Below are 13,031 nucleotides of genomic sequence, written 5' to 3'. Positions count from 1 at the left end.
TCGTTCAATCTTGCTTCTTGCTTGCGGCGACCGCCGCCGCGGCGGCGCCCCGTCGCTTGAATCGCTGCTGGCCCTGGTCGAGCATCACGGCGAGGATGATGACCGCGCCCTTGATGAGGATCTGCCAGAACGTCGACACGCCCAGGATCACCAGGCCGTCGGCGAGGAAGCCGATGACGAAGGCGCCGACCAGGGTGCCGCGCACGGTGCCCCGTCCACCGCTGAGCGCGGCGCCGCCGATCACCACCGCGGCGATGGCGTTGAGCTCGTACGTCTCCCCGGCCTGCGGGGCGGCCGAGGTGAGCTCCGAGGCGATGATGAGCCCGGCGACGGCGGCGCACGCGCCGGAGATCACGTACACGATGGTCTTGACGCGCCGGATCGGTACGCCTGAGAGATCCGCGGCCCGTTCGTTGCCGCCGGTGGCGTAGAGCCAGCGGCCGAAGGGGGACTTGACCAGCAGGAGCACGACCGCCACGGCCAGCAGGATCATGATCCAGATGGAGGTGGGCAGGCCCAGCGGGCGGCCGCTGCCGAGCAGCTCGAAGCCGGTGTTTCCGAGCGCCGGGTTGCCGCCCAGGTTGGGGTAGGTGGCGCCGTTGGAGATGAGCATGGCCGCGCCGCGGGCCACGTACAGCATGCCGAGCGTGGCGATGAAGGGCGCCACGTTGAAGCGGGTGACGAGGAGCCCGTTGAGCCCGCCGATCGCCATGCCGACCGCGACGCACAGCACGATCACCACCCACACGGGCGGGTAGGCGATCACGCCGCCCACGTGCAGGCCCTGCAGGAGCTCGCCGGCGACCACGCCGGACAGCCCCACGATGGAGCCGACCGACAAGTCGATGCCGCCCTTGAGGATGACCAGCAGCATGCCGAGCGCGATCACGCCGTTGATGGCGACGTGCTTGGTCATCGTGATCAGGTTCGCGACGGTGAGGAAGGAGTCCGACAGCAGGCCGAAGATCACGATGAGCACGGCCAGGGCGATGAAGGCGCGCAGCTCGAAGGCGATGTTCAGCAGCGAGAGGCGGCGGGCTCGGGCGGCGGCCTGCTCCGGAGGCGCGGTGGTCGCCGTGGCCGTCATGACGCGCCGCCCTGGCTGGTGGCGGTGGTCGCCGTGGCCGTCATCGCGCACCGCCCTCGCTGCTGGGGGTCGCTCCACCGTCGGACACGCGCATCAGTTCCTCCCGGGTCAGCTCGCCGCGCCGGAACTCGCCGACCAGGGCGCCGCGGGCGAGCACGAGCAGCCGGTCGGGGATGTGCAGGGCCTCTTCTGCGTCGGATGTGGTGAACAGCACGGCCAGGCCCCGCCTGGCCTGGGCCGCCATGAGCTCGAAGATGTCGGCCTTGGCGCCCACGTCCACGCCGCGGGACGGCTCGTCCAGCAGCAGGACACGCGGCCCGGTCAGCAGCGCCTTGCCGATGATCACTTTCTGCTGGTTGCCGCCGCTCAGCGAGCCGATGGCCGCCTGGGCGCCGCTGGTCTTGACGGTGACGTCGGCGATGGTGCGGGTGACGGCGGCGCGCTCGCGCTCCTCGGAGACGAACAGGCCGCGGACGAACGCGCCGAGCGCGGCCAGGGACAGGTTCTGCCCGACCGACATGGTCTGTACGAGGCCGTCACGCTGCCGGTCCTCGGGCACCAGCACCAGGCCACGCCCGATGCGGTCGCGGATCGAGCCGCGGCGGGCCTGCGTCAGCGGCGTCCCGGACAGCCGGATCTCGCCAGAGGCGGGCCGGAGCCGGCCGGCGAGCGCTTCGAGCAGCTCGGTGCGCCCGGAGCCCATCAGCCCGTAGACGCCGACGATCTCGCCCGCACGCACGCTGAGCGACAGCCGGTCCACGACCAGCCGGTCAGGGACCGCAGGATCGGCCACGGTGAGGTCGCGGACGGCCAGCGCCTCCTCGCCGAGGACCGGCTCCCGGCTGGGGAACAGCGTGTCCTGGTCGCGGCCCACCATCTGCTCGACGATCCAGCGGATGTCGACCTCGCCGGCCCGCGCCGCGGCGACCAGCCGCCCGTCCCGCAGCACCACGACGTCGTCGGCGATGTCGAGGGCCTCGTCCAGGTGGTGGGAGATGTAGACGACGGCGACGCCGGCGGCGGTGAGCTCCCTGATCACCCGGAACAGCACCTCGACCTCGGGCGCGGTCAGGGCGGAGGTGGGCTCGTCCATGATGAGGACGCGGGCCCGCTGCAGCAGCGCGCGGGCGATCTCCACCAGCTGCTGCTGGCCGAGCCGCAGGTCGCCGACGAGCCGGTCGGGGTCGACGTCCTCCTCGAGCCGGCGCAGGACCGCGGCCGTGGCCTCTCGCTGGGCCGTGCGGTCGACGGACCCGTACGCGGTGCGGACCTCGCGGGCCAGGAACAGGTTGTCCTGGATGCTGAGGTTCGGGCACAGGCTGAGCTCCTGATGGATGATCGAGATGCCGTGGTCGGCCGCGTCGCGGGAGGAGCGCAGGCGCAGGGGCCGCCCGTCCAGCTCGACATGGCCGGTGGTGGGCTGCTCGATCCCGGCCAGGATCTTCATCAGGGTCGACTTGCCGGCGCCGTTCTCGCCGAACAGCGCGGTCACCCGGCCAGGCGCGACGGCGAAGTCGACCCCTTTCAGCGCGTGCGTGCCGCCGTAGACCTTGGTGACCTCGCCGGCCCTGAGCATTGGCGCGGTCATGAGATCTCCACCGGGGTGATCGTCACCGTCTGGGGCGTCAGCAACGTGAACGCCCCTGTGAAGGTGATCTCCTTGCCTTCCAGCGCGGCCACGTCCAGCCCCTTGAGCAGCTTGTCGCGCATCTGGTTGTTCAGGGCGGTGGCCGCGTCGGCGTACTCCACCTGGTTGGTGAACTGGCCGAACGTGATGAACCCGGCGGCGTCGCGCAGCGCGGTGCCGTTGATGGCGGGACCGATCTGCAGCCAGACCTTGGTGTCGTCCGGCAGGTCCTTGACGGTGACCGGCAGCAGCCCCGACTTGGCGGCGCCCGCCTCGCCTGCCGCCCTGACGGCGAAGGTGTAGGGGCCGGTGCCCTGGCGTTTGCCGTACTTCTGGCTCGCGGCATCCTTGTCGGCGGCCAGGGCGTCGAGCAGGACGGGCAGCTCGACGGCGGCGCTCTTGATGGCGGGCACGACCTTGGCCTCGTAGTTCTGGGCGCCGAACGCGGCGGGGTCGAACTTCTTCGGCGCCGCGGCCGCCGCGGTCTCGGCCGTCCGGTATTCGGTGCTGGCCGCCATGAGAACGACCAGCACAGCGATGGCCGCGGCCGCGATCCAGCGGGTGGGGATGCGCCGGGGGCGGTCCGGCGCCGTCGTCGTCATGTGGTGCTCCTTTCGCCCGGCCGTGCCATCACCGGTTCACCAGGTGCCGGGCGGATTCGGCGATGCCTTCGGGGGACATCCCGTACCGGTCGAGCAGGAATCCCGCGGATCCGGTCGGTGCGAACTCCGGTACGCCGAGGATCGTGACCCGCGTCGGATGGTGCCGGACGACGGTCTCCGCGACCGCCCCGCCGAGGCCTCCGGCGGTGGTCGACTCCTCGACCGTCACGATGCCGGCGGTCTGCTGTGCGGCGGCCACGACCGCCTCCACGTCGAGCGGCTTGACCGTCGGCATCGACAACACCCGCGCCGCGATCCCCTCCGTCGCGAGTTGCTCGGCGGCGACCAGCGCGCGCCACAGCACCGTCCCGTTGGCGATCAGCGTCACGTCGGTCCCCTCGCGCAGCGTCACCGCTTTGCCGGGGACGAACGCGTAGTCGTCCGCGTTGACCTGGGGCACGCTCATCCGGCTGACCCGTACGAACACCGGCCCGTCGACCGCGGCCGCCCAGCGCAGCGCGGCACTGGTCTCGACGGGGTCGGCCGGGACGATGACGGTCAGGTTGGCGATGGCCCGCAGCCAGGCGATGTCCTCGATGGAATGGTGCGTCGGCCCGAGTTCGCCGTAGGCGACTCCGGGGCTCATGCCGCAGAGTTTGACGTTGTGGTTGGAGTAGGCGACGTCCGCCTTGATCTGTTCCAGCGCCCGCGCGGTGAGGAAACAGGAGGCCGCCGACACGAACGGGATCCGGCCGCCGTTGGCGAGGCCCGCGGCCACGCCGACCATGTCCTGCTCGGCGATGCCCACGTTGATGAGCCTGTCGGGGAAGGACTTGCGGAAGCTGTTGAGCTTGCTGGAACCGATCGAGTCGTTCACCACGCCCACGATCCGGTGGTCCTCGTGGGCCAGCTCGGACAGGGTCGCGACGTAGGCGTCCCGGCAGTCGTGGCGGGGCAGGTCGGCGACCGAGGTTCGCGGCATCAACGCTCCTTGCCGAATCGGGGATGGCGCACCGTCTCGAGCTCGCTCAGCGCCTGGTGGTACTCCACCGTGTTCGGCACCTTGTGGTGCCAGGCGACGCTGTTGCTCATGAACGAGATCGGATGCCCCTTGTGCGTGTGGGCGATCACGAAGGTGGGCTTTCCGGGCCGGAACGGCACGGACGACAGCACCTCCAGCAGTTCGCCGTGGTCGTGCCCGTTGACCTCGACGACGGCGAAGCCGAAGGCGGCCGCCTTGTCCGGCAGCGGATCGAGGTCGTTGGTCTCCTTGACCGTGGCGCCCTGTTGCAGCCGGTTGCGGTCGACGATCACGGTCAGCCGGTCGAGCTGATACTGCGCGGCCGCCATCATGGCCTCCCAGTTGCTGCCCTCCTGCAGCTCACCGTCGCCGACCAGCACATACGTACGGCGCAGGGACACATCCAGCTTGGCCGACAACGCGTGTCCGACCGCGACGGGAAGCCCGTGCCCGAGTGGTCCCGTGTTGGCCTCGACGCCCGGGACCTTCGTCCGGTTGGGATGCCCGTTCAACGCCGACAGCGGCTGGAGGAAGGTGCCGAGGGCGGCGACCGGGAGGAAACCGAACGCCGCCAGCGTCGTGTACAGTGCGCCGGCCACGTGGCCCTTGCTGAGGATGAACCGGTCGCGCTCCGGATCGGCGAGCCGGTCGGGGCTGATGTCCAGCACCGCGCCGTACAGCGTGGCCAGGATGTCGATCGCCGAGAAGTCGCCGCCGATGTGCCCGGCCCCCGCGTGGTGGACGAGCTTGAGGTCCTGGATGCGGATCTGCCGGGCGGCTTCGGCGATGTGCGCGATCTGTTCCGCGCGGCCCGCGTGCGCGTCGAGCCGGCCGAGCACGGGCATGGTGACGTGCCCGGCGATCTCCAGCGGGTGTGTGGCCGTCATGCGTCCTCCAGTCCCGCCATCGAGGTCAGCAAGGCGTTCTGGACGAGCCGTTGCGCGGCCATCGCGTCGTGCGCGGCCTGGGCGGCGGCGAGGGCCGCGTCGTCGAGCACGTCGAGCGCTCGGTGCACCGCCTTGAGGAAACGGATCGCCTGCTTCGCCGCCTGGACGCTGTCCTCGCGGAACGGGAACTGGTCCAGCTGCCACACCCCCTGCCAGTCGTTCTTGCGCAGGGTGTGGAAGAACTCGAAGGTCTCCACCAGGTGGACGGAGCCGACGACCAGGTCGTCGTCCCAGCCGCGCAGGTTGTCGTTGACGTCGATCGCGAACAGGCGCCCGTAGTCGATGGCCAGCTGCGCCGCGTCGGCGGGTGTCTCCTGCCCGTACAGGGAGTGGCCGAAGTCGAGCAGGATGCCGAGGTTGGGCAGGCCGATCCGTTCGATGCCGAGCAGCGTCCGGGCCACACTCGGGAAGATGATCTTCACGCGCGGCTCGCGTGGCTTGTACTCGATGACGTAGTTGATCTCCGGATGTGCGGAGCACAGCTCTGTCAGCCCGTCGAGCGCGAATTGCCAGATGTCGTGGTAGTCCACCTGGAACGGGTAGTCCCAGCCGTCCTGGCCGGGCCACAGCTTGACGTAGGAGCAGCCGAATTCCAGGGCCACGTCGGTGGCATCGTGCATCAACGCGAGAGCGCGCTTGCGTACCGCCGGGTCCGGGTTGGTGAACGAGCCCTTCATGAAGTCCCGCGTGTAGATCTCGGGGGTGATCGCGATGGCTCGCAGGCCGTTGGTGTCCAGCGCGGCCTTGACGTCATCCAGCGTGCCGTCGAAACCCACGAACGGCCAGTTGAGGTCCACCACCGACAGGTCACCCACGGCTCCGGCCCGGTCGATCTGCTCCAGCAGGCCGACCGGCGGGCCGTACCCGTCGGTGGCGTAGCGGTCCTTGTAGGTGGCGAAATGCCAGATTCCGGCGCCGAAGGTCGGCATATCTGTCACGGTGATCACTCCTAGTCATTCATCCCTTGGTGGCCCCGGCGGTCAGGCCGCCGACGATCCACCGCTGAAGCAGCGTGTACGCGATGAGGATCGGCACGACCGCGATCAGGATCCCCGCGGCCAGACCGGTGTTGTTGTTGGAGAACTGACCCTGGAAGTTGAGCAGGCCGACCGGCAGCGTTTTGTTCGCGTCGGAGTTCAGCAGAATCAAGGCGAACAGGAACTCGTTCCATGTGGCCACGGCGTCCAGGATCGCCACCGTGACGAGGGCAGGCGCGGACAGCGGCAGCACGACGGTCCAGAAGATGCGCCAGTCCCCGGCGCCGTCGACGCGCGCCGCCTCGATGATCTCGTTCGGGATCTGCCGGAAGAACGACTGCAGGACCAGGACCTCGAACGGGATGCCGAAGGCGAGGTACGGACCGATCAGGCCGATGACGCTGTCCGTCGCGCCGGCGGTGCGCATCATGATGAACACCGGGACGATCGCGATGTAGATCGGGATCGTCAGCCCGAGGAAGACCGAGAACATCACGGTCCGGCGGAACTTCATCCGCAGCTTCGCCAGGGCGAACCCGAGCATCGCCGAGATCAGCACGCCGAGCGGCACTTTGAGCATCGCCAGCAGGGCGCTGTTGCCGTAGGTCGTGGCGAAGTTTCCGATGTCCCAGGCGTCGGCGAAGTTCGTCCAGGTGAACGCCGACGGCCACGACAGCGGACCGTTGGAGATGAAGTCCGCGAGCGGCCGGACCGCGGTGACGAGGAGCAACGCCAGCGGCGAGATCCAGAAGATCGCCACCACGGCCAGCACGATCGTCAGGCCGAGGCCGCCCTTGCCCTTGGCGGGCTGCGCCGGCTCGGCCGGGGCGACGGCCGTGGTCGTGGGGGCGGAGACAACCGAGGTCATGCGGCACGCTCCCTGGTCTGCGACAGCACATACGGGATGCCGACCGCGATCGCCACGATGGTGATCACGACGGCGATGGCCGTGCCGTATCCGGCTTGGTAGTACTGGAAGACGTTGGCGTACATCCACGTCCCCATCACCTGGGTGGCCGTGCCCGGACCGCCGTAGGTCATGGCGTAGACCATGTCGAAGACCTTGAAGGAGTCGATGAGGGACAGGGCCAGCACGATGTAGTGCGCCGACCGCAGGCTCGGCATGGTGACGTGCCAGAACTGGTGCCAGCGGCTCGCCCCGTCGACTCTCGCCGCCTCGTAGAGCTCGGACGGAATGCCTTGCAGGGCGGCGAGATAGAGCAACATCGGGAACCCGGTCCGCAGCCACACCGCCGGCACCATCACGGCCCACAGCGCCGTGGAGTCCTGCCCGAGCCACGGCTGGGCCAGGCCGTCCAAGCCGATCAGACTGAGGAAGGAGTTGATGGCGCCGTACTGAGGGTTGTAGAGCCACCCCCAGATCGAGGCGATCGAGACGAGCGGCAGCACACCTGGCGCGTAGAAGATCAACCGCAGCACGGGTTTGCCGCGAACCTTGCCGTTCAGCGCCATCGCCAGCGCCAGGCCCATCGTCACCGGGAAGACGATCGTCACCAGCGACCAGATGAGATTGTTCTTCGCCGCCGTCAGCACCACCGGGTCGCTGAACATCCGCGCGTAGTTGTCCAGCCCGACGACGTTGTACGCCGGGCTGAGGCCGTCCCAGTCGGTGAAGCTGAACCACAGGGACGACACCGCGGGATAGACGAGGAAGACGACGTAGACCGCCAACGCGGGGAGGGCGAACAGCCACGGCCGCCATCGGCCCCGCCGGCCAGGGTGGACGCTCTGGATTGTCATCAGCTGCCCCGTGTCAGTTGCGGGCCCAGGCGGAGACGATCTCCTGCATCTTCTTGGCCGCCGCGGCCGGCGTCATCGAACCCTGGAGAAGATCGCTCTGCACGCTGAAGTACTGGTCCGCTTCCTTCTTGGGGAATGCCTGGTCCTGGATGGTGTAGAAGGCGCTCGCGCCGTACTTCTCGGCCCACTCCGCCGACAACGGCATCTGCTGGGGATCGGGCTCGGCGCCCTTGACCGTGGACGAGGTGATCTGCATGGCTTTCTGGCTGTCCGGCTTCATGATGAAGTCGAGCAGGGCCGCGGCCTTGTCCTTGTTGCCCGACCTGGCGTTGATCATGTAGCCCTCGACGAACCCGGAGTGCCGGGCCGGGGTGTGATCGGTGGGCAGCTGGAAGTTCCCGAACTGCGCGGGATCTTTCTTGGCCGCCAGGATGGCCGAGATCTCCGTCCACTGACCTTCGATGCTGTAGGCGGTATCGCCCTCCACATATGCCCGCCCGATCTCCGCGGGATCGAGGCCCAGCGCCCCCTCGGGCAGCCATTTCTCGTCCTGCCACTTCTTGAACAGGGTGAACGCCTCGACGACCTCCGGCCGGTCCCAGCTCTCCTGCCCGATCAGCAGCTTGTCGTGGAGCTGAGGACCCGCCGTGTGCTCGAGCAGGTACTCGAACAGGCGCATGACGTGCCAGCCGAACTTGCCGCCCAGCCCGCACGGTGTCACGCCGGCGGCGACGAGCTTGCCGTTCATCTCCTCGAGTTCGGCGTACGTCGTCGGAGGGGCGGTGACTCCGGCCTTGGCCAGCAGCTCCTTGTTGTACCAGGCGCCCAGGCCGCGTGCCGTGAACGGGACGCCGGCCTTGACGCCGTCGAAGGTCATGCCCGCGATCGCCGCGGTGTTGATCGAGGAGTCCCAGCCGTACTTCTGGTAGTACGGCGCGAGATCCGCCGCCTGCTTGGCCTTGGCGAACGGCGCGCCGATCTGCCCGCCCCAGATGCGCCAGATGTCGGGACCGCTGCCGCCCAGCAGCTCCGTCCGGAGCTTGTCGGGATACTGGGCGGCGCCCGACCCGGGAAGGCTGTCGATCGTGGTGGTCGTGCCGTTCTGTTCGTCGAACTTCTTCACCTGGGCCTTCAACAGGCCGATGGTCTCATCGTCCTCGTAGGTGAACAGGCGCAGCTTGTTCGAGGCCGGCGCCGTTCCGCCACCGCTGCTGAGGGAGGCTCCGGTGCACGCGGTGAGACCGAGCCCGGTGACCGCGACGGATGAGAGGGCGAGGAATCCCCGGCGGGTGTACGACCTGGCAGTCATGTCGATCTCCTTACGTGGGGGGTGCGTCAGCCGTGCTCGCGGCCGAAGGCCCGGATCTTGGCGAACATGTCCTCCAGCAGGAACCGCACGTCGACGCCCTCGCAGACCCGGATCGGGTGGTTGGACCCGGGCAGGCAGGAGCCGTCCGCACCGAATCTGGGGGCGGGTCGCACGCGAAAGTTTCCGCTCTGCGGGAAGAGCATCAGCGCGATGGCCGGCGAGTCGCCCAGGGAGCGGGACTCGATCGGCTCAGGGTGGTGGGTCGCGTTCCATTCGTGCAGCTGCTTGATCAGGTAGCGACCCAGGGGGCCGGCGTCACCGATCTTCTCCGCCAGCTCGGCGTAGCTCACCGAGACCTTGGTGTAGACGTCTCTGGGCACCTGCCACACGGCGATGCCGGAGCCGAAGACGACGTTCGCGGCGTGGATGTCGTTGGAGAGGTTGAACTCGATCCTCGAGCCTTCGTCGTACCCGCGGTAACCGGGGCCCCCGATCCAGATCACGATCAGCGGCCGGCGTACCAGGCCGGGGTCCAGGAGGATCGCGGAGGCCATGTCCGTCAGCGGCCCGAGAAACGCCACATAGAGCGGGTCGTCCTCGCTCGCGAGCTTCGACTCCTCGATGATCAGCCGCGCGCCGGGCGAGTCCACCGGGGTCCGCTCGTCCGGCAGTGCCGTCGCCGCGCCGTCCGCGACGGTGACGGAACCCGTGAGGACGAGGAGACCCAGCAGGAGGTCGATCTCCTCGCGGGACTCCTCCATGCTCCGCCGCGATCGGCGGGTGCCGAAGTGGGCCGGGATCAGCCCGCGCACGTCGAAGGTCTGCGACAACAACCCGTGCACCAGGGCGAACTGGTCGTCCGCCTCGTTCTTCGCGTCACTGTTGATGATCACTCTGCGTCTGCGCATCGCGGTCTCCTGTGTTGCATAATTATGCGCTAGCGCATAATATCCCGTTCCGGTAGGTTGTCCGATCGGGAGAGCGCTGTCAATAACTTCGTGCGGCGCTCGACAGTGAGGAGCCGTTTCATGGGCGACAAGCGAGCCGCGGTGCTGGCCATCGACCAGGGCACGACCAACTCCAAGGCGATCCTGGTGGACGAGGACGGAGCCGTGCTGGCGACCGGTTCCGCCCCGGTCGGGCTCACGACACCGCGGCCCGGTTGGGCCGAGCAGGATGCCGGCGAGTTGTGGTCGAGTGTGCTGAGCGCCGTCCACCACTGTCTCGGCGCCGCTGACGCGCACGTCGTCGCGGTCGCGGTGACCAACCAGCGCGAGTCCGTCGTGGGCTGGCGGCGCGACACAGGTCACCCGCTGGGTCCGATCATCGGCTGGCAGGACATCCGGACGGCCGCGTGGTGCGAGACCCTGCCGGCCGCCACCCGCGACCTCGCCCGCGAGCGGACCGGACTGCAGGTGGACGCGATGTACTCGGCGCCCAAGATCCGTTGGTTGCTGGAGGAATCCGGCGGCGCGGACCTCCTCGTCGGCACGGTCGATTCCTGGCTGGTCTGGAAACTGACCGGCGGCCGCAGGCATCTCGCCGAGGCGGGCAACGCCTCACGCACCCTCCTGTACGACGTCATCGACCACGACTGGTCCCCCGCCCTGCTCGACGCCTTCGGCGTGCCACGTGGCGTCCTGCCCGACGTCGTCCCGTCCAACGGCGACTTCGGCACCACGTCAGGCGTCCCTGGACTGCGCGACGGCCTTCCGGTCACGGCCGTCCTGGCCGATTCGCATGCCGCGCTCTACGGGCAGGGATGCACGAGGACAGGGATGGCGAAGGCGACCTATGGCACGGGAACGTCGGTGATGACGCCGGTCGAAAAGTTCGACCCGGCCCATACGGCCGTACCGGTGACGCTCGCCTGGATGACCGACCGTCCGCTGTTCGCCCGCGAGGGCAACATCGTGTCCTCGGGCGCGGCGCTCGCCTGGACCGCCTCGACGCTCGGCCTGGACGGCGTCGGCGAGCTCGTCGCCGCCGCCGCCACGGTCCCCGGCAGCGGCGGTGTGACCCTGGTCCCGGCCTTCTCCGGACTGGGAGCACCACACTGGGAACGCAACGCACGCGCCGCCTTCACCGGGATGACCAGCGGTACGACGCGCGCGCATCTGGCCCGCGCCGCCGTCGACGCCGTCGCGCATCAGGTCTGCGACCTCGCCGAAGCCATCGAGGCCACCGGCATCACGCTGCGGCTGCTGCGTGCCGACGGCGGCGCGAGCGCGTCCGGCCTGCTGATGCAGACCCAGGCCGACCTCCTCGGGCGGCCGGTCGAGGTCGCCGGCGTCGCGGAGATCTCCGCACTCGGGGTGGCCGAACTGGCCTGGAAATCCCTGGGCTCGCCCACGGATTGGGCCGCCCGTCGCACCCCGGCCCGGGTCTTCGAGCCCGAGGTCGATGACGCCGCGCGCGCTCAGCGGCGTACGGACTGGGCCGCCGAAGTGGCGGCGGTCCGGGCTCGTGCGCGCGGGCAGTGACCCAGGGGATGGAAAATGATGGGCGACGACAATCGGGCGATCGTGAAGGGGCCGGATCCTGATGGCTGTACACGCGGCAGGCTCCAGCCGGTTCGCCCCCGACGGACGGGTGCGGCTGATCACCAAGGTCGCGCACATGTACCACGAGCAAGGCATCCGCCAGGCCGACATCGCCGACGCCTTGCACATCTCGCAGACGAAGGTGTCGCGGTTGCTGAAACGGGCGGGTGAGATCGGCATCGTCCGAACCGTCGTCGTCGTCTCCCAAGGCGTCCACATCGCGCTCGAGCAGGCCCTGGAGAGCCACTACGGCCTGCGGGAGGCGGTCGTCGTGGATGTCGAAGGCGACGAGTCCGAGATCATCGCCGGCATCGGCTCGGCCGGCGCGGCCTACCTCGAGGCGACCTTGGCCGGCGGCGAGCGGATCGGCATCTCGTCGTGGAGCCAGACCCTGCTGTCGGTCGTCGACAGGCTGCACCCGTTGCGGGTCGCGGGCGCCGACCGGGTCGTGCAGCTCGTCGGCGGCGTCGGCGAGCGTGCCGTCCAGGCCAAGGCCAACCGGCTTTTGAGTCATTTCGCCGAGCTGATCGGCGCCGAACCGATCTACGTCCAAGCGCCGGGCCTGGTCGGCACGGCCGCGATCCGCCGGAGCCTGGTCAAGGATCCGGCGGTGCAGTCGGTGGCCGAGGAGTGGCGGCACCTCACGATGGCGCTGGTGGGCGTCGGCAGTGTGCAGCCCTCGCCGTTGCTGCGGGAGAGCGGCAACGCGATCGCGCCCGCCGACCAGGAGCAGTTGCTCGCCGCACACGCCGTCGGCGACGTCTGCCACCGGTTCTTCGACTCGGCCGGTCAGCTGATCCGCAGTGACCTCAACAGCCGTGTCGTCGGGATCGACCCTGAGGTCTTCCGGGCGATTCCGCGCCGGATCGCCTTGGCCGGCGGCGAGCGCAAGCATGCGGCGATCCGTGCGGCGATCAGCGGCGGCTGGGTCAACGTCGTCATCACCGACGTCGCCACGGCCCGCGCGCTGCTCGACTAAGGGTCGCCAGGGTTCCCGGCGTCGCCATGACATCGGATCAATATGGCCGCATAGTGCATTGTTGCTGCGGGATCCCGCCGATCCCGTGAAGCTGCGCCGAAAACATCGGATGTCAACTCTTGTTACGAGCTCATTTCGGTGCTATCTCCTTGATCGATGTCCCATGTGATCGGAGGAC

The 13,031-nt window shown here is 69.1% G+C and carries 12 protein-coding genes; 2 read left to right on the top strand and 10 right to left on the bottom strand.

The genetic code is table 11. The features are described from left to right. Positions 1 to 4: 4 nt before the first annotated feature. Genes OHA25_RS34315 through OHA25_RS34270 form a run of 10 tightly spaced genes read right to left on the bottom strand, consistent with a single transcriptional unit; the run spans position 5 to position 10,239 of the window. Positions 5 to 1,138, bottom strand: coding sequence for an ABC transporter permease (locus tag OHA25_RS34315; protein ID WP_327581058.1), 1,134 nt, complete (start codon positions 1,136 to 1,138; stop codon positions 5 to 7). After that, positions 1,128 to 2,675 carry a sugar ABC transporter ATP-binding protein gene (locus OHA25_RS34310; RefSeq protein ID WP_327581057.1) on the bottom strand — a complete coding sequence of 516 codons (1,548 nt, stop codon included), beginning with the start codon at positions 2,673 to 2,675 and terminating at the stop codon, positions 1,128 to 1,130. Before OHA25_RS34310 ends, OHA25_RS34315 begins: the two co-directional genes overlap by 11 nt. Beyond that, complete coding sequence (locus tag OHA25_RS34305) at positions 2,672 to 3,316, bottom strand: DUF2291 family protein (protein ID WP_327581056.1); 645 nt, start codon at positions 3,314 to 3,316, stop codon at positions 2,672 to 2,674. The genes OHA25_RS34310 and OHA25_RS34305 overlap by 4 nt, the downstream gene beginning before the upstream one ends. Before the next feature lie 28 nt (positions 3,317 to 3,344). After that, positions 3,345 to 4,298, bottom strand: a complete 954-nt coding sequence (locus tag OHA25_RS34300; protein ID WP_327581055.1) for a transketolase family protein — start codon at positions 4,296 to 4,298, stop codon at positions 3,345 to 3,347. Further along, the gene (locus OHA25_RS34295) at positions 4,298 to 5,224 is read right to left on the bottom strand and encodes a transketolase (RefSeq protein ID WP_327581054.1); all 927 of its coding nucleotides are present in this window, start codon (positions 5,222 to 5,224) and stop codon (positions 4,298 to 4,300) included. The genes OHA25_RS34300 and OHA25_RS34295 overlap by 1 nt, the downstream gene beginning before the upstream one ends. Next, entirely contained in the window at positions 5,221 to 6,213 is a 993-nt protein-coding gene (locus OHA25_RS34290; RefSeq protein ID WP_327591082.1) for a sugar phosphate isomerase/epimerase family protein, read from the bottom strand. Before OHA25_RS34290 ends, OHA25_RS34295 begins: the two co-directional genes overlap by 4 nt. Positions 6,214 to 6,241: 28 nt before the next feature. Further along, on the bottom strand, positions 6,242 to 7,129 hold the full coding sequence (locus OHA25_RS34285; RefSeq protein ID WP_327581053.1) for a carbohydrate ABC transporter permease: 888 nt from the start codon (positions 7,127 to 7,129) through the stop codon (positions 6,242 to 6,244). Beyond that, the gene (locus tag OHA25_RS34280) at positions 7,126 to 8,022 is read right to left on the bottom strand and encodes a carbohydrate ABC transporter permease (protein WP_327581052.1); all 897 of its coding nucleotides are present in this window, start codon (positions 8,020 to 8,022) and stop codon (positions 7,126 to 7,128) included. Before OHA25_RS34280 ends, OHA25_RS34285 begins: the two co-directional genes overlap by 4 nt. 13 nt (positions 8,023 to 8,035) lie before the next feature. Then, positions 8,036 to 9,331, bottom strand: coding sequence for an ABC transporter substrate-binding protein (locus OHA25_RS34275; protein ID WP_327581051.1), 1,296 nt, complete (start codon positions 9,329 to 9,331; stop codon positions 8,036 to 8,038). 26 nt (positions 9,332 to 9,357) lie between these two features. Next, positions 9,358 to 10,239 (bottom strand): nucleoside hydrolase, encoded by an 882-nt coding sequence (locus tag OHA25_RS34270; protein WP_327581050.1) that lies wholly within the window; start codon positions 10,237 to 10,239, stop codon positions 9,358 to 9,360. A 120-nt stretch (positions 10,240 to 10,359) separates the two neighbouring features. On the opposite strand from OHA25_RS34270, the gene OHA25_RS34265 reads away from it, so the two are divergent. Beyond that, entirely contained in the window at positions 10,360 to 11,814 is a 1,455-nt protein-coding gene (locus tag OHA25_RS34265) for an FGGY family carbohydrate kinase (protein WP_327581049.1), read from the top strand. A gap of 61 nt (positions 11,815 to 11,875) precedes the next feature. Continuing rightward, a complete protein-coding gene (locus OHA25_RS34260) occupies positions 11,876 to 12,853 on the top strand; it encodes a sugar-binding transcriptional regulator (RefSeq protein WP_327581048.1) in 978 nt (325 codons plus the stop codon). Positions 12,854 to 13,031 lie beyond the last annotated feature (178 nt).

Source organism: Nonomuraea sp. NBC_00507, assembly GCF_036013525.1.
GTDB lineage: Bacteria > Actinomycetota > Actinomycetes > Streptosporangiales > Streptosporangiaceae > Nonomuraea.
Note: the sequence above shows the minus strand (reverse complement) of the source record. Positions and strands in the feature narration are given on the sequence as shown.